Below are 22,660 nucleotides of genomic sequence, written 5' to 3'. Positions count from 1 at the left end.
CAAGTTATATAAAGTTGTACTATGCAATTACTTAGTTGTATGGTACAATCATTTATTGGATAAAATACCTCGTAAATAGATTGGAGTTTTGATATGCAACAAGAAAAACCATTGGATATAACAGAAGAGCTACAGGAAAAAGACAACCACATTTTAAAACAGCCAAAATCGGTCTGGGCCGTATTTTTTGCTGCTATTATTGCCTTTATGGGGTTGGGGCTTGTTGATCCGATACTGCCGGCCATTGCCAAGCAGCTCGATGCTGCACCGAGTCAGGTAACGTTGCTATTCACAAGCTATAATGCCATCATGGCAGTGGCTATGCTTATTACCGGTACCATCTCGTCACGAATTGGCTTAAAAGGCACGCTTTTATCCGGTATTGTCATCATTGCGTTGTTTTCTGGCCTTGGAGGTCTTTCCAATGATATATGGACGCTTATCGCCCTGCGAGGTGGTTGGGGACTCGGCAATGCGCTATTTGTGGCAACAGCTTTAACCGCCATTGTGACGCTTTCCAAAAGCGGCAATGTCAAAGCCGTCATTTTGTATGAAGCAGCCATTGGCCTGGGAATTTCCGTCGGTCCACTGCTCGGCGGCTGGCTCGGCGCGATGTCCTGGCGAGGGCCATTTCTTGGTGTGGCAACACTTATGGTTATTGCATTTATAGGATTAACGACTTTAATGCCAAAAGCCGAGAAAAAACAGGAAGCCAAACCGAAAACCTCGTTAAAAGATCCATTCAGGGCGTTAAAACATCCGTCACTTTTGGTATTTGCTATTGCGGCCGCATTTTATAATTATGGGTTTTTTACTTTATTGGCATTCGCTCCGTTTATTCTAGGATTGGATGAACACGGTCTTGGAATCGTCTTTTTAGGCTGGGGGATACTGCTCGCCATTACTTCTGTTGCGATGGCCCCACGTCTGCAGGAACGGTTCGGTGTGGTCGGACCAATGGCTGTCATGCTCGTCTTATTTGCGGTAGCTTTACTTGCTATGGGCGTTTGGCATGATACACAATGGCTTGTGATTACAGCCGTCATCGCTGCGGGGGCTATGCTTGGCAATAATAATACACTTATAACCACCGCGGTGATGAACGCAACCGATGTGGAACGCTCAACCGCATCAGCTGCTTATAGCTTCCTCCGTTTCATTGGTGGTGCGATTGCCCCATTTGCTGCGGGGAAACTGGCTGAAATATATAATCCAGCTATACCATTTATCGTTGCTGGAGCATGTGTACTTGGCGCGATGCTGATTATGGTCATCAACTACGAGCATATTAAACACGTTCGGTAATGCCATGGTCATTGGTTACCATTTTCATGAAAAATGCTTGGAAACAATTCCAAGCATTTTTAGTGTGCAAGGCTTGAATGCCCTATTCCTGATGAAGCGGCGATGTTTGGTCAATCATCACTATTATGAGTGCCCTTTTCCCGGTGAAACCGCGTCGTTCGGGCACTCATTAGCGTCATGAGTGCCCTTTTCCTCGGTGGAGCAGCACGTTACTAGCAAAGGAGGACAATGATTCTATACACATTGTCCCTCATTTTTTACGTTTGGCTTTGAGCAGTCGTTGCAGACGGTCTTCTTTGCTTTCATTTTCGTTATCATTTCTTGTGGTTTTGGCTTGTTTCACCGGTTTTGTTTGTTTTTTCGCAGCTGGTTTACCCTTACTTGATTGGGTGCTCACCCGCTTTGTTGACGCTTGTTTCAATTGGCTAAACCGTGCAGCCCTTTTCTCTGTACCCTCATGCTCTTTCTCTTGTTTTCGTTTAAAGCGTTCGCTAATCCTGGTTACAAAAGCAACGTTCATTCGAAACCGCCTTACAGCGACATCCATCATAAACAAAATCAGCGCCAACGTCAGGAATAGATAAAACAAGTCTTGATTGTCGTAACGTGGAGGCAATCCTTTTGATGAAAAGACATTGTTCATGCCATCGATAACCTTGCCGCCTCCTGCTGATGCTATTTCCTTAATCAAGTGATCATTTGCAGGGGTGAATGCATATTCCTGTGAATACGGAACAACGATTCCCGTTTTGAACGAACCAACGATTTGATCGCCCTGTTTTTCGGTGATCTGTAAAAAGTAAACACCTTGGTTATCTGCTTCAAAAGACCCCTGATACTCACCTGGCGCTTTCGGTTGTAAGTTGAAGGGAACGTCCTCTCCGTTATCACGTACTAATGTCGCGTTTAATTTGGACGCTTTATTATCTGCAGCTTTTACATTAAGTGTCACCTGATTTCCCTCTATTTCTTTCGACACATGATAAGATTTTTTCTGATATTGTGGAAGTGTCCAAGTCACAATATCATTCCATAGTGGCGACCAATTTTCCCATTTTGGCCAGTCACCAGCCCATTCGCCGGATAAATCCGATGTCCAGGCAACTGTTTTACCTAATCCATATTGCCATCTCGCCAAAACCGGGTCATTTTTTTCACTTGTTAACACTTGCTGTGCGCGTCCTTTTAGTGTTGTAGCAATATACGCATTCATCTGTGGGACACCTTTTTCAAACAAAGATCCCCATTCACCACCGCCCGCAGTAACGTTTGGGTGAAATGGATCGTCCTCAATGTACGTTTTGGTCACTAAGGATGTTTCTCGTGATAAAATAGTCGGGATACTGGAATTATTGTGCACTTGGTAAAAACGACCACCACCCAGTTGCGCCATTTCCTTCAATAGCTGTCCGTCAGCTTGTCTGCCAATGGCTACTGTGGATAAGGTTATCCCATTGTTTTTTGCTTCCTCAATCATTTGCCGATAATTCGTCGAAGTTGCTGACTGTCCATCTGTCAGTAAAATAATATGCTTTCGTTTTAATTCCAGCGGATCCATTTGGTCATAGGCTTGTGTCAGCGGAGTGAAAATATCTGTACCACCACTTGCTGTAATTGAACGAATTTGCTTTAACACGTCTTCTTTATCATCAATCGGGCCTGGTTCAACAACCTGCCACAGTGTACCATCAAACGCAATGACACCAAGTGTATCCTTTTCTCTTAATAGCTCAACCGATCTGGCAGCCGCCTCACGAGCCAGAGCGATCTTATTTCCATTCATGCTTCCTGATTTATCAAGAACAATCGATAAGCCAAGCGACGGCAGTTCTTTTTTTCCTTTAACCTCCATATCAACCGGCAGCAATTTTTCAATCGGTGTTTTAAAATAACCACCAACACCAAACGCTTGGTCCCCGCCTGTCATGATAAAACCAACCCCAAAATCTTTTACCGCTCGCTCCATTAAAGTCATTTGCTTGCCGGTTATCATGTGTGCGGACACATTGCTGAAGATAATCGTGTCATACGACAAATAACTGCTCAATTGCCCGGGTAATAAATCGGGTGATATGGTTTTTACTTGAACCGCCGATGCATCAAGTGCTTTCTTCAGGTTAGCTGATGCCCCGCTTTTTCCCTCCACAATCAGCACGCTTGGCATACCTTTTGTTTCCGCGAAAGCTTCTAGCTGATTATTTTCCACGACTTGATCACCCTCGCTGACAATTTCAGCACGAAACGTGAGAAATCCATCTGTCGAAACCAGCTGATTAAAAGCTAGTTGATTCTTGCCCTTATTCAATTGAACGGTTTGGTCAATAATGGTTTGGCCATTTTGTTTGATTCGAACTTGACCGGACGTATCCATGCTGCTGTTTATTGTCATGGAAAGACGAGCTTGTTCGCCCGTATAAATTGTTTCCGGAACATCAAATGAGGTGATGGCCACGTCGTCTTTATAATCGGGCGAAAAAGGGAGAACGTCTACAACATAGCCGCGATTATGTAAATAACTCGCCTGTCTGACAGCATCCCCTATATTTTCATTGCCATCGGTCATGAGTACGACGCGCCCCGAATCATTTTCAGAAAACATACTGCCACCAAGCTGTAGTCCAGAAGCTAAGTTGGTGTAAGATCGATTTGTTTCGGTTTCAAATGACCGAATACCATTAACATGATCTGATAAAGGTTTTTCTACGGCCGCCTTTCTGCCAGTGGAAACAACCCCGGCCTTGTCTTCCGGAGCCTTATCTTCCATCGCTTCATTCATTTGGTTTAATGCGGTTTGTTCCTTTTCTATCGCACTGTGTGAGCGGTCAACGACAAATGTCGTAGCCACTTGATCGACGGACCAGCGCATTTGCACCCCGGCCAACGCCAACATCACAAGCGTAAAAACAAGTGCACGTAACACCGTCAGCGCGATTTTTCGTCCACTAGTTAACCGTGCGTTCGACCGCCAGTACAAATAAAGAACAATAACCACAGGAATGAATCCAGCGAGCCACAGCGGATGTTCAACCTGCAATGCCACGTCGATATACCTCCCACTCGATCAACAAGATGAATAACGCCACGCTTGCAAAAATACGCCAGATTTCCTGCTTCGACGGTTGTGCTCCCTGCGACTGTTGTTCCGCTGCACCCACCGTAAATGATTCGTTCGTTTCAGCTGTACGTTCGTTGTTATCTAATTGAACCACGAAGCGGCGATACGATGAGCCGGTTGCTTTTTTTTCATGGAGCTGGTAAATACCTGGCTGACGAGGCATCGTTACTTCTTGTTCGTCTAACGAAACGTCAGTAACATGTTCCCCGTCCAACCGTTCCATAACCGCTTCCTCCGTTGTCGTTGACAGATTTATATCAGTTGCTTCCATTGGTTGATAGTAGCCGAGTGAATCTCCGCTTCCCGCCAGAGCTGTCACACTATTGGCCAATAAAATCGGAAAACCCGGTTGCAGCGCCCAGTCTGAATCATCCAGGTCAAAAGCAAATATAACCATCGGTGTGTTCTCATACGTCCCTTTCGCCATCACAACTTGCTCCCCGCTTTTTACAAGCGGCTTAAAACCATGCCAATTACCAATTGGAAATGACTGCTTTAAATAAACATTGTCGACATCGGAATAAGCTAACATAGAATCATCTGCCACTTGCTTCAGACTATAGTCTAATGACTCCTTTTCTTGAACGTCAAAAGGGCCTCCAGTAGCAGGTGAAATGATTAACTTAGGTCCAGTGGGCCACTGTTTTGCTTTCACTCCGGATAATAGATAAATAGATTCAGGCTTGTTTTCCGGAAACGAATAATCGCCATTTTCGTCTTTAGGCACGGTTGTCACCTGTATGCCAGCTGACAACAACGCCTGTTCAACAAATGGATTAACTTCCCCCGCCAAATAAATCGATGGCGAATGGTCTTTTGGCAATAATGCATACGTGTAATTATCGAGCGCATAGACATCCTCATCTATTTTCGCTTGATAATAATCGTGAACAGGTAAGTCCTTAACCCGAATGGTTTGTTGTTCGTTTGCCGGTATCGTTTCGGTTGCCTGTTTCAGGTTGTTTCCATCATGACGAATCGATAGCGTTACATCTGCGGCTTGTGATGCTTCATTTTTTACCGTCACAAGTGCCGAAACGTGATTGTCCATCTGTTTGACACCAAATGTTCGGAGCGATACATTTTTTTGTGTTGATTGGCTGTTATGAACAACGATTGGACTGGCAGTGTCCCGTTCTTTTAACTCCTCACCCGTTAGATTATCGGTAAAAATATGTATTTCACCTGTCCCCTGTTGCATGAGTGATTGGGCTAACTGCACACTATCACGGAGATTCTCATGCCGGTAAGACACGGGCAATTGATCAATTGACTCAAGCGCCTTTCCATGATCCATCGAGTGAGAGACAAGCAATTCAGGAGATTTTTGCGCATGAATGACACTGACCTTCTGTTCATTACCCAGCTGATTTACAAGATCTGTCGCTTGTTGTTTGGCGCTGGTCAATCGTGTTTTCCCATCTTGTTCAGCCACCATTGTTGCGGATGAATCAAGAACGATAACGAGATGATCGCCATCGACGTCATCCCCGGCAAGAAACGGACGTGTCAGTGCAAAAATCAGAAAAAGCAGGATAAGGAGTTGTAAAAGCAGTAATATATTTTTCTGAAGCTTCCTCCACCAGCGGTCTGATTCCCATTCTTGGAACGTTCGTTGCCATAGATAAATAGAAGAAATGGTTTTCGATTCATACTGTTTTTTAAAAAGATAGAAGACCAGCAATAGTGGAATAGCAGTTAAAAACCAGAAAGACGCAGGTGCTAAAAACCCCATGCTTTCACCTCCCTATCCAACCTTGGCGCATAACAGACGAAAAAAGGCTTTGTTCCAAGCTATCGGAAGTAGGACACGTAATTAAGTCCATTCCCCGCCGCCGACAAAATGATTTAATCGATTCGGTATGAGCTTCGAATAGTTGCTTATAGTTCTTAATAACGTTTGGCGACATCGTTACATCACGCTGCTCAGTTGTTTCGCTATCAACCAGTTGTAAATCTCCGAAGTGATCAGGATGGACTTCTTCCGGCAATACGATCTGAATAAGCAGCACTTGCTGATGTTTTGCCTGCATCTTTTTTAGCGCTGCAAACAAATCGGTTGGATCATCTAAAAAGTCGCTAATGACGAGATTAAGACTTCCTTTTCTGCTTTGATGCAATGTCTTATTAAGATGCTCCCCGAAGGCGTCCTCCCCATCCGTCAAAGAAGTTTGTTCGATAAATGGCAGCACACGTTTCGTCATTGCTTTTCCTTTTGTATACGGGTAAACATCCGTTGAGGAAGCAACCGGTATCACGCTTAACCGGTCGGAATTGGTCAACGCTAAAAACGCAAATGCAGCAGCCAATTCCTTTGCCCTTGTCCATTTTTCTTGTTTTATTCCCATTGATTTTGTACAATCCAAATAAATGGAAACTGAAAGCTCCTGTTCATCGAGGAAACGTTTCACGTAATATTTTTGGGTTCGGGCATAGGTATTCCAGTCGATTTGGCGCAAGTCATCTCCAGGACTGTATAAACGATAATCAGAGAATTCCAAGGAAGAGCCAAGGCGTGGTGATCGGCGTTCGCCCTTATGCCCTCCCTGAACAACTCGCTTGGACGTAAGCCTGAAAGCCGTCAGACGGTTAGCCAGAACGGGTGATAGAAGCGGATGCATCCGTTCACGCCCTTTCTTCTGCAGACACGAGTACGTCCTCAATCAATTGGTCCTTATCTACCCGGTCAGCCTCACCTTCAAAATTGAGAAAGATACGATGGCGCAGTACAGCAACCGCACTCTTTTTAATATCTCCTATCGATACGTTGTAACGCCCGTCAAATAATGCCCGAACCTTAGCAATAGCGATTAAACTTTGCAGCCCTCTTGGTCCGGAACCGTAGAGCACATAGTTTTTCACATCATCTGTTGCATGGTCGTTATCCGGATGGGTCGCCATCGTAATAGTGACAGCATAGTTCAATACTTGATCAGCTACAAGCACCTGCTTTGCCATTTGGTTGGCCTGCATGACGAAAGACGCATCGACCAATTGCTCTAAGGCTTGACCACTTGTGCCTGTTGTTCGTACAGCTATCTCTTTTAACTCTTCCTGTGTTGGATAGGCTACGTTAATTTTCATAATAAAACGGTCCATTTGGGCCTCTGGCAATGGATACGTCCCTTCCAAGTCGATGGGATTTTGGGTAGCAAGCACAAAAAATGGTTCATTTAATGTATGCATATCCCCCATTACCGTAACGGTACGCTCACCCATCGCTTCCAACAAGGCACTTTGCGTTTTTGGTGTTGCCCGATTAATTTCATCTGCCAAAACAATATTAGAAAAAAGCGGGCCTTGATGAAAAACAAATGATTGCCCGTCTTGGTCATTTGGTTGGATCATGTTCGTTCCGGTAATATCTGTCGGCATTAAATCTGGTGTGAATTGGATACGGGAGAATTGTAAATCCATAACTTCCGATATTTTCCGAACGACCATTGTTTTTCCAAGGCCGGGAAGCCCCTCAAGTAATACATGACCCCCGGCCACCATTCCCCATAAAAGATGCTCAACAACATCATCCTGCCCCACGATAAAGCGACTCAATTCAGCTTTCACAGCGTCGATTCGCTGCTTTACGTCTGCGATCGCTTCTTCTTGTAATGCTTCCACACTAATTCGCTCCCTCTTTTGGCTTAATATCAGAAAAATAATCTTTAATCATTTGCTGCAAATGGTCCGGATAATCATTCCGTTCCATAGACTGCCGATAGGTGTTTTCATAATTTTGATAAACGTCCTCATAGGAACGCACTTCCCCAGGAAGAATGGGCGCATTCGGTGCTATTTGTTGCTCGCTTGGACCTTTCCCCGTCTTACCTTTATCTACCGTTTGATTTTGCTGTCCTTCTAATTTTTCAGGAACCGTCAAATTGTGGTTCCCCGAGCCAAGACCAGCACCATTACCGCCCGAGCCACTGCCGGTTCCAGAGCCCGATCCGGACCCATTGCCTGATCCTGAACCACTACCAGAACCTGAGCCGGATCCGCTGCCAGAACCTTGGCCGTTTCCGGATCCTGAGCTGCTTCCACTCCCGGAGCCTGAACCGCTTCCTGACCCCGAGCTATTTCCTGAATTTGAACCTTTTCCTGACTGCCCTTGCTGAGGGTTTTGGCTGGATGACCCAGTCGTCCCAGTCGTACTACCTGCTGATGAGCTACCATTGGAAAAAGCCAGTGAACCAGGCGACCCAAGACCGGCAGAAGCCATTTGCTGATTCATGTTTTGAGCAAGTTTTTGTAAATCTTTCTGCGCCGCCGCAAGCGTTGATCCATTTTCGGCGTCTTCTGCAAGCTGCTGCATTTGCTTTTCCATATTATTCATCATTTGTTCGAGTTCTTCCTTAGATAGTTCATCGTTTTTAGACGATTGACTGTCCATTCCCATCGAATCCGCTGCCGATTGTAATGTCTCCTGTAGCGCTTGTAGCTCCTGTTTATCGAAGGTGTTCAGTTTCTCCTGCATTTTCGTCATTTGTTTTTCCATTTGTCCGGTATTCATCTGTTTGGTAGCCTCGGCCAGTGTGTTTAATCCGTTTTCTTCTAATTGTTTTGCAGCATTGTTCAACTGCTGCTTACTCGTTTTAGCTTGTTTTTTTAGTTTATTCAGCTGTTTTTCTGCCTGCAGGACATCTTCTTGCATTTCCGCAGCCTTTTTCTCCTGCTTAACGTCTTCCATAAGTTTATCCACTTTTTCTTCTGCCTGTTCACCTACGTCTTCTTTATGTTCTTCAGCAAATTGTTCAAGCTCTTCTTTGTTTTCGTTCACAATTTTCAGTTCTTCCTCTGTTTCTTTAGCCGTTTCTCTTACATCATTTGGAAAAGTCATACTGAGATAAGCGAGCAGAACCATGCTGCATAAGAGAATCCATTTTTTCCATGGAAGCCAATTGATCTTTTCTTGTTTAATAGCCGGCAAGACCTGCTTCATCTTTGTCAGCGTATCGTTTCGCTGCAATCTAGCAATAGACGATGTCTCGTCTCGAAAGTGCAACGCGGTTATCACTCGGTCATCCAGTCCTTGTTGGTCAAACTTTTTGGCTGCTTCAAGATTGGTAGGTTTTTTTACGAAAACATAAAAAGCAAAACCAATCATGAGCAAGCCAAAGCTGATCGCTATTTTTTCACCGACATAGAGAATGACAAATATACGACTGAGACCGAGCCAGCTTAACCCAACGGCAGCACCTAATAGCAGGACAATATAAAAACGATGCACCGCCTTTTGTAGCCATAATTTTCTTTTCACGTCTTTAAGCAGCTGAAAAAGCTGATTTTGCTCCTCCATAGATTACTCCTTCTTCTTTCGCGCTGTCTTCAATCGCATCGACGGTCGTAGCCGATTAATCGCCATCAACAACGCAACCACCGTCATTGTTATATACGATAGTGTAAACCCTCGCCAAAGTGGCCAATCAATTCCCAATTGCTGAAATTGGTGCAAAAACAAATCTTCAAACGATGTAAACATGGCAACACCAGGATTCAGCATTAACACCAAATATGGGAGGATATTATTGGATTGACCTGCTCCCGTCGGTCCAGGCGTAACTCCTAAAATGAAACGAATCATAATAAAAAACAAAATCATGGTACCCACAACAAAAAACAGCATCATTCCATAAGTCGTTATGGTAGCAAGCATTGTCTTCTTCATAAATGTCGAAAACATAATGCCGATGCTTCCGATGGTCAACATCGTCAATAATTGATATCCGAATGTGGCGAATACCATTTGCGGCGATACACCACCATACAAGAAAACAATACTGTATAGCGGCAAGGACGCAACTAACATTAACGTCAGGAATAAAATGGAGGAAAACAGCTTACTTAAAATAATCGATGTGGATGACTGTTGTGTCGTCAACATGATATTCAATGTCTGTTTTTCTCTTTCTCCGCTAATCGCACCAGCAGTTAATCCAGGTGTGATAAACACAATTAATCCGAGCTGTCCCATCGACAACAGCATAAACAAATTTCTGCTGTCAGACGCTGTAAAACTATCATGCGATAACTGTGTCTCAATATAAATGAACGCGAGACTAACCGCGCCACAAATAGCTAAAAACAAAAAGATGCCTAAAAAGTTTTTAAAAGACCGAAAGCGCAGTTTGATTTCTTTATTTAAGACAGGGTTGATGAATAATGCTTGTAACCGCTCCATTTATTCGCCTCCCTCGGTGATTTCCATGAAAATATCTTCCAAATTTGTTTGTTTTTGTGAAAGCGTTACAATCGGCAAGTCACTATTGACGGCTTTTCTTAATAATTCAGCCTGATCATCACTCGACCCTTGATAAGAAAGCTGCAAACATTGCTCGTTTTGTTCATCCCGGTCAACCTGGCGTACGTTAGGATCGTCTTCAAAAAAAGCGACTGCCTCCTCCACATTGTCGTTGACCGTTACCAGTAATATTTTTTGCCCCTGCAACTGGTGTTCAATATCACTGACATTTCCACTGGCGATCAATTGCCCATTTTCAATAACTCCCAGCTCGTCACAGATTTCCGAAAGCTCCGGAAGAATATGGGATGAAATAATAATAGTCTTATCCATATTTTTCAGCTCGCGTAATATTCCTCGCATTTCCACACGGGCACGCGGATCAAGCCCGGACGCAGGCTCATCCAGTATTAATACTTCCGGATCATGAATTAATGCTCGCGCCAAACAGAGGCGCTGCTTCATTCCTCTTGAGAGTAAATCAACATAGCTGTCCGCTTTTTCAGTGAGATTGACAAGCTCTAGTAATTGAGGAATAACGGCTTTTCTTTCCGCACTGGAAATGCCGTAACTGGCACCGTAAAAATCCAAATACTCATTGACTTTAAATTGATCATATACACCAAAGAAATCAGGTACATAACCGATATGCCTGCGCACCTGTTTGGGATGTTTTATGACATCATAGCCGTTCACATATGCGGATCCTTCACTTGATGGCAAAAGGGTTGCCAATATGGAAAAGGCGGTCGACTTTCCCGCTCCATTCGGTCCGACAAACCCAAAAACAGTCCCTCTATCGATTGTTAAAGTCAAATTGTCAAGTGCCGTAAACGAACCGTATCGTTTGGTTAAATTGATCATCTCTATCATGGGTTTATCACTCCTTCTACACGGACCGTTGGAACATCGATGGGGCCATCTCCGGACGAACTCACACGAATGACGACATCATTATCCTTTAGATATTTTTTATGAACACGCTGATCAAACGAAGCCTGATTTTGATCAATCTTCTCATACGTATCCTTTTTAGCATTGTAAAGAGAGTAAGAAGCACTACCCCGTCGATTTGAAATCGAAACGTCTATTTTGTTCAGTTGAAAGGAATGATTTCGTATCGATGCCGGCAGTTCATATGTCAATAAATAAGAGCCTGCTTCAGCATCAATGAAAGGATGACCTTGCTTTGTCCCATTGTGGATCATTTGACCGTCAAGAACTGAGACGTTTGGTAACTTCATTCTGGTTGAAAACGAACCTCTTTCCTTATCAGGTAATTGAATGGTTGCAGGTTGAGTGAACAAATGATGATTATTTTGAACCGTCTCATCGCCATTTACGGTTATCGGATACAACACTTCGTCGGTAAATCCAATTAAAACAGGAGTATTAACGTTATGCTTCATATTACTTCGAATGGTGTTCGAAAGCAGTTCCGATTGTAACGCTTTATCACTGCTTTGGGCCATGGAACCACGCTGACCAAATATTTGTTGGGCGACTCCCTCAGTTGGCCGCTGATAAAAGTCTTTGTTTTTTACACTGAAACGTATTTTTTTTGACTTGCCGGCAGCCAGATCCCCTACTTTGTGGTAATTCCGACCGCTAATTAAATAAATATCTTGCATATCATGCTCAAATTTGTTTGTAATCTGTCCGCTTATGTTATCATCACCCCGTGTTAAATCGGATTGAAAGTGACCATATTGCTTTACAGGATAATCGATTGCTGCACTCCGTGGTGACCAAAATTCCACATCACGATAGTGAATCGCCGTTTTATTACCTTTTGCCTCTACAAATGGTAAATCCGAAAAGGATGGACGTGGATTATGTCGATTGGTTGCTGATACAGGATCAAGCTTACTATCCATAGATAACGTGTATGTTCCAGCCCCTTTGGATAACATAGAAACAGCTCCATCACCACTTCCAATACCCTTCTCATCCACCGAAATAACCGACACTGTATTGGTTTTTACATGACCACCCCGATCTTTTGCGCCAACGGTATATAATCCAACGCTCGATATAACCGCAATAACAGGAATGACAATCCATGCCCACTCTCGTTTATCTGCTTTCTTTAAAACCATATAAAGAACAGGAAGAATCAACAACAAATACGCTACAAATAGTAGAGACAGTGTTGAAACCTTAAAGTCCGCCAACGTTGGAAAGGTTTTTGACATGTTTGCCAGTTGATCATTCATCCGCAAGTTAGGCGGCCTCATTTGCGGATTCATACTGCCTGAATCGCTCCCAATGGTTTCCCATAGTGGTTGGCTTCCCTTCCAGTCAGCCAACACCGGTAATCCTAAATCAAATGTTAATTGAGTAACGACACCCTTGCCAAACGACTTTTCAGCAACTAACGGGGTCGACCCTTCTTTGTAAAGCACGTCAGCTTTTTCATTGACAGTTCCTGTAAACAATTCCAGGTTATCCGCCTGAAGCGGCTTTTGGTAGAGTTTGTTAAAACCTTGAATCGTTTGAACCGTTTTTTTACCTTTAACCGTTAGTGGCAATAAGTCGGCAAGTTCACCAAACTGTTGCTGCATCCCCGGCTCACTACCGGTTACGAGTGTTCCACCTTCTCCTGTCCAATCTTTAATAGCCGCTTGAATGGTGTCCGGTAATGTTGCCACCGAATAGTCGTTGATAACAAGCAAATCAAGAACATCAAGCCCTGCTGCATCTTCAGGAAGATCGTCTGCCTGCAAATGGATGACTTCCGGATTCTCCCCATGGAAGGATGCTAATTTTATATAATTCAGGCTGTCCGGCCGGTCCGAAAGAACACCAATCACTAATTTTTCTCGCGAGATATGGGCAGGAGACCATTCAAGACTGGTGTCAATGGTTACCTCCTCGCCATTTTCCCAACTTCCTTTATATAGATGAAAACGTTGCACATTTTGATTAGGTCCTTGTCGCAACATGCCATTGTCTCGCATTGCCGGCACTGAAAAAGTGATCGTCTTTGTTGTATCAGCAGCAATATCAATAGGTATTACCTTGTTGTCAACGGGTAATGTAACGACAAGATCCCCTGTGAAATCCGCTTTATTATTCGTAACCTTTAACGTAACAGGATAGCCTTGTTGCTGTTTCACTTTTCCATTTAATCCAGCATCTACCTGTATGTCCAGCCTATTCTGTTCATCGGCATGGACTATGTATGTAAGACCAAAACTAAATAAGACTAAAACAAATGCTAAAAGTCCAATAATTCTAACTTGCCTTCTCATCTTCTTCCCCCTTTGTATCTTTATAGACGATCCACATTAGTAAAACGTTTCGTCAATATGTATGCATTTCAAATTGTACCATATTCTAGGACACTAAGGGATAATGATACATAAAAAGGAATAACACAGGGGGGGGGGGGGGGGGGGGGGAGGTGATTTTGTGCAGTAAGAACAAGGGGCTGGGACAATAGACGTTTAGGCAAATAAAAATCCGAACTATGATTCGCAAAAATCTGAATCAGTTCGGATTTTTCGTTTAGCGTAGGAAAAACACGAAGACTCCTGCGGGATGAAAAGCCTAGATAAGACCCCGCAGTGCGATAAGCACAAGGCAAAGCTTCCATGAGTAGGCTTCGACCTGCGAGGAGCGTAGGCTTCGACGAATAAGCTTGCAACGCGACGAGCACGAGGAGGCTTATCAGCGCCCGCGGCAAAGAAGACACTGTGAAAGCGACCAAAGGAAGCTTAAACAGATGTCGCGCTTGTGCCTGGTAAGGTGAAAGCGTAGTGTTTTCCGGAGCGGTTACTACATCTTAACTATATTGTTCGTGTTTAAAAGTGATTTATTTAGTTATGTCCCAGCCCCTTAGTGTGCAAGGCATGAGTACCCTTTTTCCGATGAAACCGCATTGCTCGGGCACTCATCAGCGTGGTGACTGCCCTTTTCCCAGTGGAGCAGCACAGCTAGTTTATGCGCTTTTTCAACATGCCTGCCAGCAATGCCGTAACAATGGCACCGATAATAATCGATACCGCATAAAGAAGTACTGTCCCTGCACCGCCTTCGACAAGTCCCATTACGAATATGCCGCCATGCGGTGCGCGCAGTCCAATATCAAACAACATCGTCAACCCACCTGTCACCGCTGCACCTGTAACAGTGGCTGGAATGATACGGACAGGATCCGCCGCAGCAAATGGAATAACCCCCTCGGTAATAAAGCAAGCTCCCAATGCATAAGCGGTTTTGCCAGCTTCCCGTTCCTGTTTTGTAAAACGATTTCTAAACAACGAAGTAGCTAGAGCCAATCCGAGTGGCGGTACCATACCACCGGCCATAGCCGCTGCGATAAACGTATAGTTTCCCGCATCAAGCATGGCAATTCCGAATGTGTATGCTGCTTTATTGAGCGGACCACCCATATCAAATGCCATCATCGCACCAATAATCAATCCGACAAGCAGCTGGTTCGTTCCACCCATGCTTTCCAAAACGTTTGTTAAACCCGTATATATCTGGGTTAATGGTGGATTGATGAGCATCATAATGATTCCTGTCAAAGCAATACTGAAAAGCGGATAGAACAGTACCGGCTTTAATCCTTCCAACGCATCCGGCAGACGGTTGAATGCTTTTTTTACAAACAGTGTCACATAACCGGCCAGAAAACCGGCTATTAATCCGCCCAAAAAGCCTGACCCACCGGAAGCACCCGATGCACCGGAAACCGTGGTTGCGATCAAACCACCGACCATACCCGGTGCAAAGCCAGGCCGTTCAGCGATACTTGAAGCGATAAATCCAGCCAGTACCGGCACCATAAGAAAGAATGCTTTACCGCCACCAATTTCATTCAACATCGCCGCAAACGCGTTATATTCGGGGCTATCGGGATCAGAAGCATTAATTCCCCAGAAAAAGGAAAGGGCAATTAAAATACCACCACCCACCACAAATGGCAGCATGTTGGATACACCATTCATCAGGTGCTTATAAAATCCAGTGCGTTCGTCTTTATCTTCATTTTCGCTTTTGCCGCCCTCATGATGATAGATGGAAACATCGCTTTGTGACGCTTGTTTTAACAGGTCTTTCGCCTCATGGATGGCCTTACCGACGCCTGTTTGAATGACCGGTTTGCCGTCAAAACGCGCCATTTCTACTTGCGTATCGGCTGCAACGATGATGGCATCCGCTTGATCAATATCGTCTTGTGTCAGTTTATTTTTGATGCCGCTTGATCCGTTTGTTTCGATTTTGATCGATAACCCTAAGTCATTAGCTGTCTCTTGTAATTTTTCAGCAGCCATATACGTGTGCGCGATACCCGTTGGACACGCTGTAACGGCGAGCAGCTTAGAAGCGGTGTCCTCGGAACTCTCATCTTCTTCCCCTTCCACTTCCGCCTCTTTGTCATTGATTGCTTGAATAATTTCGTCTGTTGTCGTCGCCGCATACAGTTGATCTCGGAACGATGTATCCATCAAAAACGTTGACAATCGAGAGAGAGCTTCTAAATGGTCGTTATTCGCCCCTTCACTTGCCGCAATCATGAAAAAAAGATGAGCTGGCTGTCCGTCCAGCGAAGCAAAATCAATCCCATCGCCGGAACGTCCAAACGCTATGGCCGGTGTTTTCACTGCAGCTGATTTCGCATGCGGAATGGCGACACTTTCACCGATGCCGGTTGTGCTTTCTTCTTCTCGGGACCAAATATCGTGTTTAAAGGTTTCGGCTTCTGTCAATTTCCCTGCCTCATCCAGCTTTTCAACCAGTTCATTTAACACATCGTCTTTCGTATTAGCGTTTAAATCGAGTATCAGCGTGTCTTTCTTTAAAAGCTCGGTTATTTTCATTTACATCACATCCTTGCTTATCGTGGAAAGTTTTACTGATTGGAACAATTCTTCTGCCTGGTGTCGTTCACATAAATCACTTGAAAAGGCTGTGGCACTGCCGCAAGCGACACCGAATTGAAAAGCCTCCACCATGTTTAATCCTTTTTCATAAGAAGCCAAAAACCCGGCAACTACCGAATCACCCGCACCAACTGTGTTCTCAACATGGCCATCAGGAGCCGATGCTGCTAGGGCGATGTCGCTGTTGACAAAGAGAGCACCTGTCCCACCCATCGACACAATCACATTACTCACACCTTGTTCCACTAATTGCTGCGAGCACGAATGTGCGTCATGCCAATTATGAATCGTGGTATCAAACAGTTCGCCTAATTCTTCCTGATTCGGTTTCATTAAAAATGGCTGCTGTTTAGCAAGCTTTTTTAACCTTGGACCGGACGTATCCACAACAAGATGCACGTGTCGTGTCCGGCATAACTCACCGACTTTTTCCAAAAATGTATCCCGAATACTGTCAGGTATCCGACCGGCAAGCACGACCGTATCCCCCTGCTGTAATGCCTGCAGTCTGGAAAATAATTGCGCCTGAAGGTTTTCTCCGAGAACAGGACCTGGACCATTTATTTCCGTTTCCTCATCGGCTTTTATTTTTACATTAATCCTCGTCGTCGTGCCAGTACGAACAAATTCGGTAAAAATGCCTTCGTTCTGTAAAAATGTCTCTATATAATCGCCGGTAAATCCACCGACAAATCCCAGTGCTGCCGTATTCGTACCCAGTCTTTTTAACACACGGGATACATTGATACCCTTTCCTCCGGGATAGTACGCAACCTGTTCGGTACGGTTTAAGTCGCCGGTTTGAAAGGTCTGCACATAGGTCGTATAATCAATCGATGGTGTCATGGTACACGTATATATCATGGCGACACGCTCCTAACGTCAGTATGATCTTTTAAAGAGTTAAGCATGTGCTCGTCTGTCAACGTCGTGATCAAACAAGCGGCATCTAATTCAGCAACGCCGGCAAATGTCACACTTTGATATTTACTGTCGTCAGCTAGTACGTATTTGCTTCGAGCCAAATTCAATGCTGAACGTTTAACAACTGCTTCCTCGGGATCCGGCGTTGTATACCCATACACTGTATCAAACCCGTTCACTCCGATAAAACAAGCATCAAACCGGTAATTTTCCAGCATTTCCATGGTTTGTGTGCCAATCAAAGCACTTGTTTTTGACTTCATATAGCCACCGGTCATGTAGGTGGCTATCCCATTTTCCGCGAGCGAATCAATATGTGTGAGGCCATTGGTGACGACGGTTACCTGTTTTCCCTTTAAAAAAGGGATCATCTGCATTGTCGTTGTACCGGCATCCAAAAAAATACAGTCGCCTTCCTCAACAAGTGATGCTGCGTGTTTGGCAATCGCTGTTTTTTCTTGATGGTTTTTGGTTGCCTTTTCACCAATGCTTGATTCACTATTTATCTGTTCATGAATGGTCGCACCGCCATGAATGCGTCGCAGCTTATGCTGGTTTTCCAATTCAGTTAAGTCCCGGCGAACAGTTGATTCCGATGCTCCCGTTATCGCGGAAACATCCTGAATAGTAACGGTTTGTTTTTGATTAATTAAATCAATGATTTTTTGATGACGGTCACTTGTAAGCATACGCCACCTCCCCATCATCATCTTTCACGGTCATTATATCGAAAACGATTACAAAAATCAATCAAAAGTATTCAAAATCAATCAACAACATTCATATATCTCTAATAGAACGCGTTGACACATCTGTACTTGTCTATTATACTTTTTATCTACCAACAAATTTCATATATCTTATCCAGAGTGGCTGAGGGATCTGGCCCAGTGAAGCCCGGCAACCTGCTTAATTCATGGCAAGGTGCCAATTCCAGCAATTCGCGTTTCAGGCGTTTTGGCAGATAAGGTGTTCGGACTGACGCCTTCCAAAACGGAGGGCTTTTTTATTTTTCATTAAAAACGTCGGCGCAGATATCCTTTTCGAAATGACATCATTGATCATTCGACGATCTTGATCAAAAAGCCTGAATACACTTGATACAATCATGAATGGGGGTAACGACATGAATTCTTTAGATTTGAACAAGGGACGCGCATCGGCGTTAATACCATTTATCATTTTTCTATTTTTATTTATCGGTTCCGGTGTGGCTAGTGGGGATTTTTATAAGTTGCCGGTACTGGTCGCGGTCTTTATCGCTGTATTGGCTGCGTTATTTATGAACCGAAACATAGCCTTTAACGATAAACTGGATTCCCTGACCAAAGGAGCGGGGCATCCCAATATTATGCTCATGGTCATTATTTATCTCTTGGCCGGTTCGTTCTCCGCCGTTGCTGAAGGGGTTGGTGCGGTCGACTCCACCGTCAATTTGGGGCTGACAATCCTGCCAGGAAATCTACTCATTGTTGGCTTATTCGTCATCGGCTGTTTCATATCCATTTCGATGGGTACGTCGGTCGGTACGGCTGTTGCGCTTGCGCCCATTGGTGTCGGACTGGCTGAGCAAACAGACATGAGCATCTCGCTTATTTTAGGTGCTATCATCAGTGGCGCGATGTTTGGCGATAATTTATCCATCATATCAGATACAACCATCGCTGCTGTCAAAACACAGGCTGTCAAGATGAGCGATAAATTCAGAGTGAATATTTTCATAGCTCTTCCCGCTGCTATCGTGACAGCTGTTATTTTCATTGCTCTAACATGGAATACCGGTGGATCGATCAGTGGCGACCACCCATTTGATCTGATCAAGGTGGTGCCTTATTTAGCTGTCCTTATTTTTGCTGTTGCTGGTGTCAATGTTCTTTATGTTTTAATCGGCGGGATTATTCTTGCGGGGTTGGTTGGTTTTATTTATGGAACTTTCGACGTGATGGGTCTAATGACGTTGCTTGGCGATGGTATGGCCGGCATGCAGGAGTTGGCTCTGTTAGCCATTTTACTTGGCGGGTTGGTTGAACTTATCCGCGTGAATGGCGGCATTGACTTTCTGTTATACACGATCAGCAATCGAATTAACTCCAGAAAAGGAGCTGAAGCTGGTATCGCCGGTCTAGTCAGTGTTTTTGATTTGTCTACAGCTAACAATACCATCGCTATTATCAGTGTCGGGTCTTTGGCCAAACAAATTGCTGAACGATTTGGTGTTGACCCACGTCGCACAGCAAGCGTTTTGGATATTTTCGGAAGTGCCTTTCAGGGGATTTTACCTTATGGTGCTCAATTACTGGCAGTTGCCGGCGTTGCGTCCATCTCCCCCGTTTCCATTATGCCATACTGCATTTACCCGGTCTTACTGGGGATCGCCGGCATGATTGCCATAGCAACAGGATTCCCGCGGTTCTCAGTGCAGGGGACCAACTCTCATCAATAATGGACGAAACAAATCACCCTGGCAGCAGGGTGATTTGTTATTCATTTGGCAATGGTTGGGTTGGATTAGTTTACATTTTTAACCAAACGCAGGATACCTTCTGTGAAATCGTTGTGACAATAATGAACGATTCTTCCATTTATTCCTTTAAAATCTCTCGCGTTTTCTCGAGAATCTCCTCATCTTTCAGCCGGAATTTAAATTCCACTCTTCGGGAGGCCTTCGCACTATAATCACCTTCATCATCCGTCCGGAAGTCGGTGTAGGACTTGCCGTTGACGGTTAATTTATCCTTTAGATGCTCTTGAATATTTTGATAGGGAAAATCATCACTAAGAATATATTCCGCCACACTGTACGCCCTGTCCTGCGAGAGCTCCATATTATATAAATAGCCGCCGTCACGATCAGTATGGCCTTCTATAATAATTTCAGCAACATACTTTTCATAGCCGCTCTGCAATAAAATATCCAAATACTTCGGGACGAATTCATCTAAAAACTGAAAAGAATCCGGCTTCAGTTCCGATTTATTATAAGGAAATAATATTTCCGTATCAAAAATAATCGCACCTGTCTCCTTATCCACTTCAATTCCCATAGATGAATCACTGAATTCCGCCTGCAGTTCATTGACTAGCTCGGAACGCACCCCCATGAGTTGATCGATTGTCTTTTTCATCTCTTCAATCTGCAAGGATTTAATAATCATCATTGCAATAAAAATCAGGATAAAACATAACAAAATAATGGTCAGCAGATCGGTGAACGATGGCCAGAAGTGGTCTTCTTCCTGCTCCTTTTTGAACAACCGCCCATATTTAGTCGTCATCGCGGTTCAACCTTTCATCGTTCATACGGTCTTGTCGGTCCATACGATCAAGCTGCCGATTCAATTCTTCTATCTCCCCTCTAAGGTCCTTCAATGTTTTTTGGATGTAACGGCTATTGTTTTGTTGGACTTCCTCAGACAGACGCCGTATTTCCTGAAATTCCTTCTTAAGACCATCGTTTGTCATTTCCACCGAATCATTAATGTTGCGCGATACCGTATCCAATTTATCCCCGAGTTTGCCTTCCAGATTAGCCACATAATCGGACAGCGTATTTTTTAAAACATCCACACTTGCTTCGACTTGATTTTCACGCTGTTGAAATGATTGGTTCAACTGGGATATTGTCTTGTTAATCTCCTGGATCAGCTGATTATTTTGTGCGGCAAGCTTTTCATGTGTTTGTGACGCTTCTCGCATTTGTTTTTCAAAGGCATGCGATTCCTCGGAATGAGCCTTCAAATGGTTGTTGAACGTTCGGTTAAACTCTTTCAAATCGTCAAATCGATCCGACAACAGATGCTTATACTCCGCCTGAGTCTGATTGATCACTTCCAGAGCCTCAGGCAATTGACTGATCGATCCACCCATCCTATCGAAATCCTTGGATAAATCACCGACAGCAGTGATGATTCCGGAAAGTTTCGCGCTTAGATCCGATCCAAACACTTGCTTGAATTCTTTGTTATGTGCATCCATTTTTTCCGCGAGATCATTCGTTTTTTTCGTTATGTTTTCAAAGGACGTGTGTATGGATCGTTGCTCTTCCATAATGGATGACGTAAACGATCTCAGCTCTCCGACGGATTCCTCGAAACGATTCAAGGTCGCCGTTTGCGCTTCCGACACGTCTTTCACCCGCTCGTACGTATTCTCTAACGCTTTGTTCATACGCTCATATTGATGATCCATCTTTTTAAAATAGGAAAACAATGCGTCAAAATTATTATTCAGCTTTGTAGTGGACTCGCCAAATCCATCCGTCACGTCTTTCATATGCTGGAAAAGTTCCTGAAACCTCTCTAGGTTGCTGGAAAGTCCGTCATTAAATGCCGCCAAGTCTTTCGCCGATTGCTGAAGTCCGCTTGTATAGTCCTGAAATCCGGCGAATGCCTGTTCAATCCCTGTCAGTGACTGCTGATTCGTCTCCTGCAGATGTTGGATGGATTGATGAATGGTTTCGGACACACCAATAAGCCGGGTCATCCCATCCTGTTCACTGGCTTCCAATCTGGATTCGACTTTTAACATAATATCAGTCAGCATGTGTTCTGTATTTAACACTTTAATAAGAACAGTCATGAAAAGGGATAGCCCCATCCCGGCAATACTCGTATAAAATGCCACATCGATCCCTGACAGAACGGAAGCAATATTCTCCACTAATTGACTGCCCGCACCGTTGATACTCCCCAGCGCAATGGTCAGACCGATAAACGTACCTAACACACCAATCAATATAAAAACAGAAACGGTCATCTGGACCATTTTAATGAGATTAACAACCGGTACGTTAAACACACGCCAGCCGGAAAATTTCTTCTGCACAAATGTCTCCGGATTCACCGGTTCTTCCTGGCGAATACGGTTATACTCTGCTTGGAAGGTGCTCAGCGGTTCCATGTCCAAACGATTGGTTGTATCAATGTCATTTCGTAATTTTTTCAATCGCATAAACAAACTGAGATGAACCAAAACGGCGACGAAAAAGGACGTCAATAAAATCATGAAGATCAGTTCCGTCGTCGAATTCGATAAAATGTCTTTCGCGGTTTTCTCACTGGTGAACAGTTCCAAAAACAATTGCAGCATACCGTCTCCCCCTGCTGGTCGCTCTTTCTTCATAGCTATTCAGAGGGTGGACAAATCATGTATAACAAAAGCTCCTGACTTCCAGAAAGCCAGGAGCTT

At 44.2% G+C, this 22,660-nt stretch carries 15 protein-coding genes and 1 riboswitch; of the genes, 2 read left to right on the top strand and 13 right to left on the bottom strand.

The annotated features are described in order from the left end of the window. The first annotated feature begins 93 nt into the window (after nt 1–93). A complete protein-coding gene (locus ACZ5Q7_RS08930) occupies nt 94–1,305 on the top strand; it encodes an MFS transporter (RefSeq protein WP_343751090.1) in 1,212 nt (403 codons plus the stop codon). Nucleotides 1,306–1,555: 250 nt separating this feature from the next. Here the strand turns inward: ACZ5Q7_RS08930 and ACZ5Q7_RS08925 are convergent, their stop codons facing one another. The 11 genes from ACZ5Q7_RS08925 to ACZ5Q7_RS08875 all read right to left on the bottom strand — a co-directional run bounded on the left by ACZ5Q7_RS08925 (nt 1,556) and on the right by ACZ5Q7_RS08875 (nt 18,162). Next, entirely contained in the window at nt 1,556–4,345 is a 2,790-nt protein-coding gene (locus tag ACZ5Q7_RS08925) for a VWA domain-containing protein (RefSeq protein ID WP_343751091.1), read from the bottom strand. Continuing rightward, the gene (locus ACZ5Q7_RS08920; protein WP_343751092.1) at nt 4,329–6,155 is read right to left on the bottom strand and encodes a VWA domain-containing protein; all 1,827 of its coding nucleotides are present in this window, start codon (nt 6,153–6,155) and stop codon (nt 4,329–4,331) included. The genes ACZ5Q7_RS08925 and ACZ5Q7_RS08920 overlap by 17 nt, the downstream gene beginning before the upstream one ends. Before the next feature lie 4 nt (nt 6,156–6,159). After that, complete coding sequence (locus ACZ5Q7_RS08915; protein ID WP_464432763.1) at nt 6,160–7,041, bottom strand: DUF58 domain-containing protein; 882 nt, start codon at nt 7,039–7,041, stop codon at nt 6,160–6,162. A gap of 4 nt (nt 7,042–7,045) precedes the next feature. Then, nucleotides 7,046–8,044: an AAA family ATPase gene (locus ACZ5Q7_RS08910; protein ID WP_425542342.1), complete on the bottom strand. Its 999-nt coding sequence runs from the start codon at nt 8,042–8,044 to the stop codon at nt 7,046–7,048. Further along, nucleotides 8,040–9,713 carry a coiled-coil domain-containing protein gene (locus ACZ5Q7_RS08905; RefSeq protein ID WP_343751095.1) on the bottom strand — a complete coding sequence of 558 codons (1,674 nt, stop codon included), beginning with the start codon at nt 9,711–9,713 and terminating at the stop codon, nt 8,040–8,042. Before ACZ5Q7_RS08905 ends, ACZ5Q7_RS08910 begins: the two co-directional genes overlap by 5 nt. Nucleotides 9,714–9,716: 3 nt before the next feature. Beyond that, nucleotides 9,717–10,595, bottom strand: a complete 879-nt coding sequence (locus ACZ5Q7_RS08900; protein WP_343751096.1) for an ABC transporter permease — start codon at nt 10,593–10,595, stop codon at nt 9,717–9,719. Further along, complete coding sequence (locus ACZ5Q7_RS08895; protein WP_343751097.1) at nt 10,596–11,528, bottom strand: ABC transporter ATP-binding protein; 933 nt, start codon at nt 11,526–11,528, stop codon at nt 10,596–10,598. Continuing rightward, nucleotides 11,525–13,909: a hypothetical protein gene (locus tag ACZ5Q7_RS08890; RefSeq protein WP_343751098.1), complete on the bottom strand. Its 2,385-nt coding sequence runs from the start codon at nt 13,907–13,909 to the stop codon at nt 11,525–11,527. Before ACZ5Q7_RS08890 ends, ACZ5Q7_RS08895 begins: the two co-directional genes overlap by 4 nt. Before the next feature lie 684 nt (nt 13,910–14,593). After that, the gene (locus ACZ5Q7_RS08885) at nt 14,594–16,486 is read right to left on the bottom strand and encodes a PTS fructose transporter subunit IIABC (protein ID WP_343751099.1); all 1,893 of its coding nucleotides are present in this window, start codon (nt 16,484–16,486) and stop codon (nt 14,594–14,596) included. Further along, complete coding sequence (pfkB, locus tag ACZ5Q7_RS08880) at nt 16,487–17,413, bottom strand: 1-phosphofructokinase (RefSeq protein WP_343751100.1); 927 nt, start codon at nt 17,411–17,413, stop codon at nt 16,487–16,489. It lies immediately after the preceding gene. Beyond that, nucleotides 17,410–18,162, bottom strand: coding sequence for a DeoR/GlpR family DNA-binding transcription regulator (locus tag ACZ5Q7_RS08875; RefSeq protein ID WP_343751101.1), 753 nt, complete (start codon nt 18,160–18,162; stop codon nt 17,410–17,412). Before ACZ5Q7_RS08875 ends, pfkB begins: the two co-directional genes overlap by 4 nt. 168 nt (nt 18,163–18,330) lie before the next feature. Continuing rightward, nucleotides 18,331–18,444, top strand: a riboswitch (SAM riboswitch). 155 nt (nt 18,445–18,599) lie between these two features. Between ACZ5Q7_RS08875 and ACZ5Q7_RS08870 the strand changes: the two genes are divergently transcribed. Beyond that, a complete protein-coding gene (locus ACZ5Q7_RS08870; RefSeq protein WP_343751102.1) occupies nt 18,600–19,916 on the top strand; it encodes a Na+/H+ antiporter NhaC family protein in 1,317 nt (438 codons plus the stop codon). A gap of 139 nt (nt 19,917–20,055) precedes the next feature. Here the strand turns inward: ACZ5Q7_RS08870 and ACZ5Q7_RS08865 are convergent, their stop codons facing one another. Further along, on the bottom strand, nt 20,056–20,748 hold the full coding sequence (locus tag ACZ5Q7_RS08865) for an OmpA family protein (protein WP_343751104.1): 693 nt from the start codon (nt 20,746–20,748) through the stop codon (nt 20,056–20,058). Beyond that, nucleotides 20,738–22,561 (bottom strand): MotA/TolQ/ExbB proton channel family protein, encoded by a 1,824-nt coding sequence (locus ACZ5Q7_RS08860; protein ID WP_343751106.1) that lies wholly within the window; start codon nt 22,559–22,561, stop codon nt 20,738–20,740. Before ACZ5Q7_RS08860 ends, ACZ5Q7_RS08865 begins: the two co-directional genes overlap by 11 nt. Nucleotides 22,562–22,660: the final 99 nt, after the last annotated feature.

The sequence above is a fragment of the Lentibacillus halophilus genome, assembly GCF_055395055.1.
The sequence above is the reverse complement of the archived record's forward strand: the minus strand, read 5'-3'. Positions and strand labels throughout refer to the sequence as shown.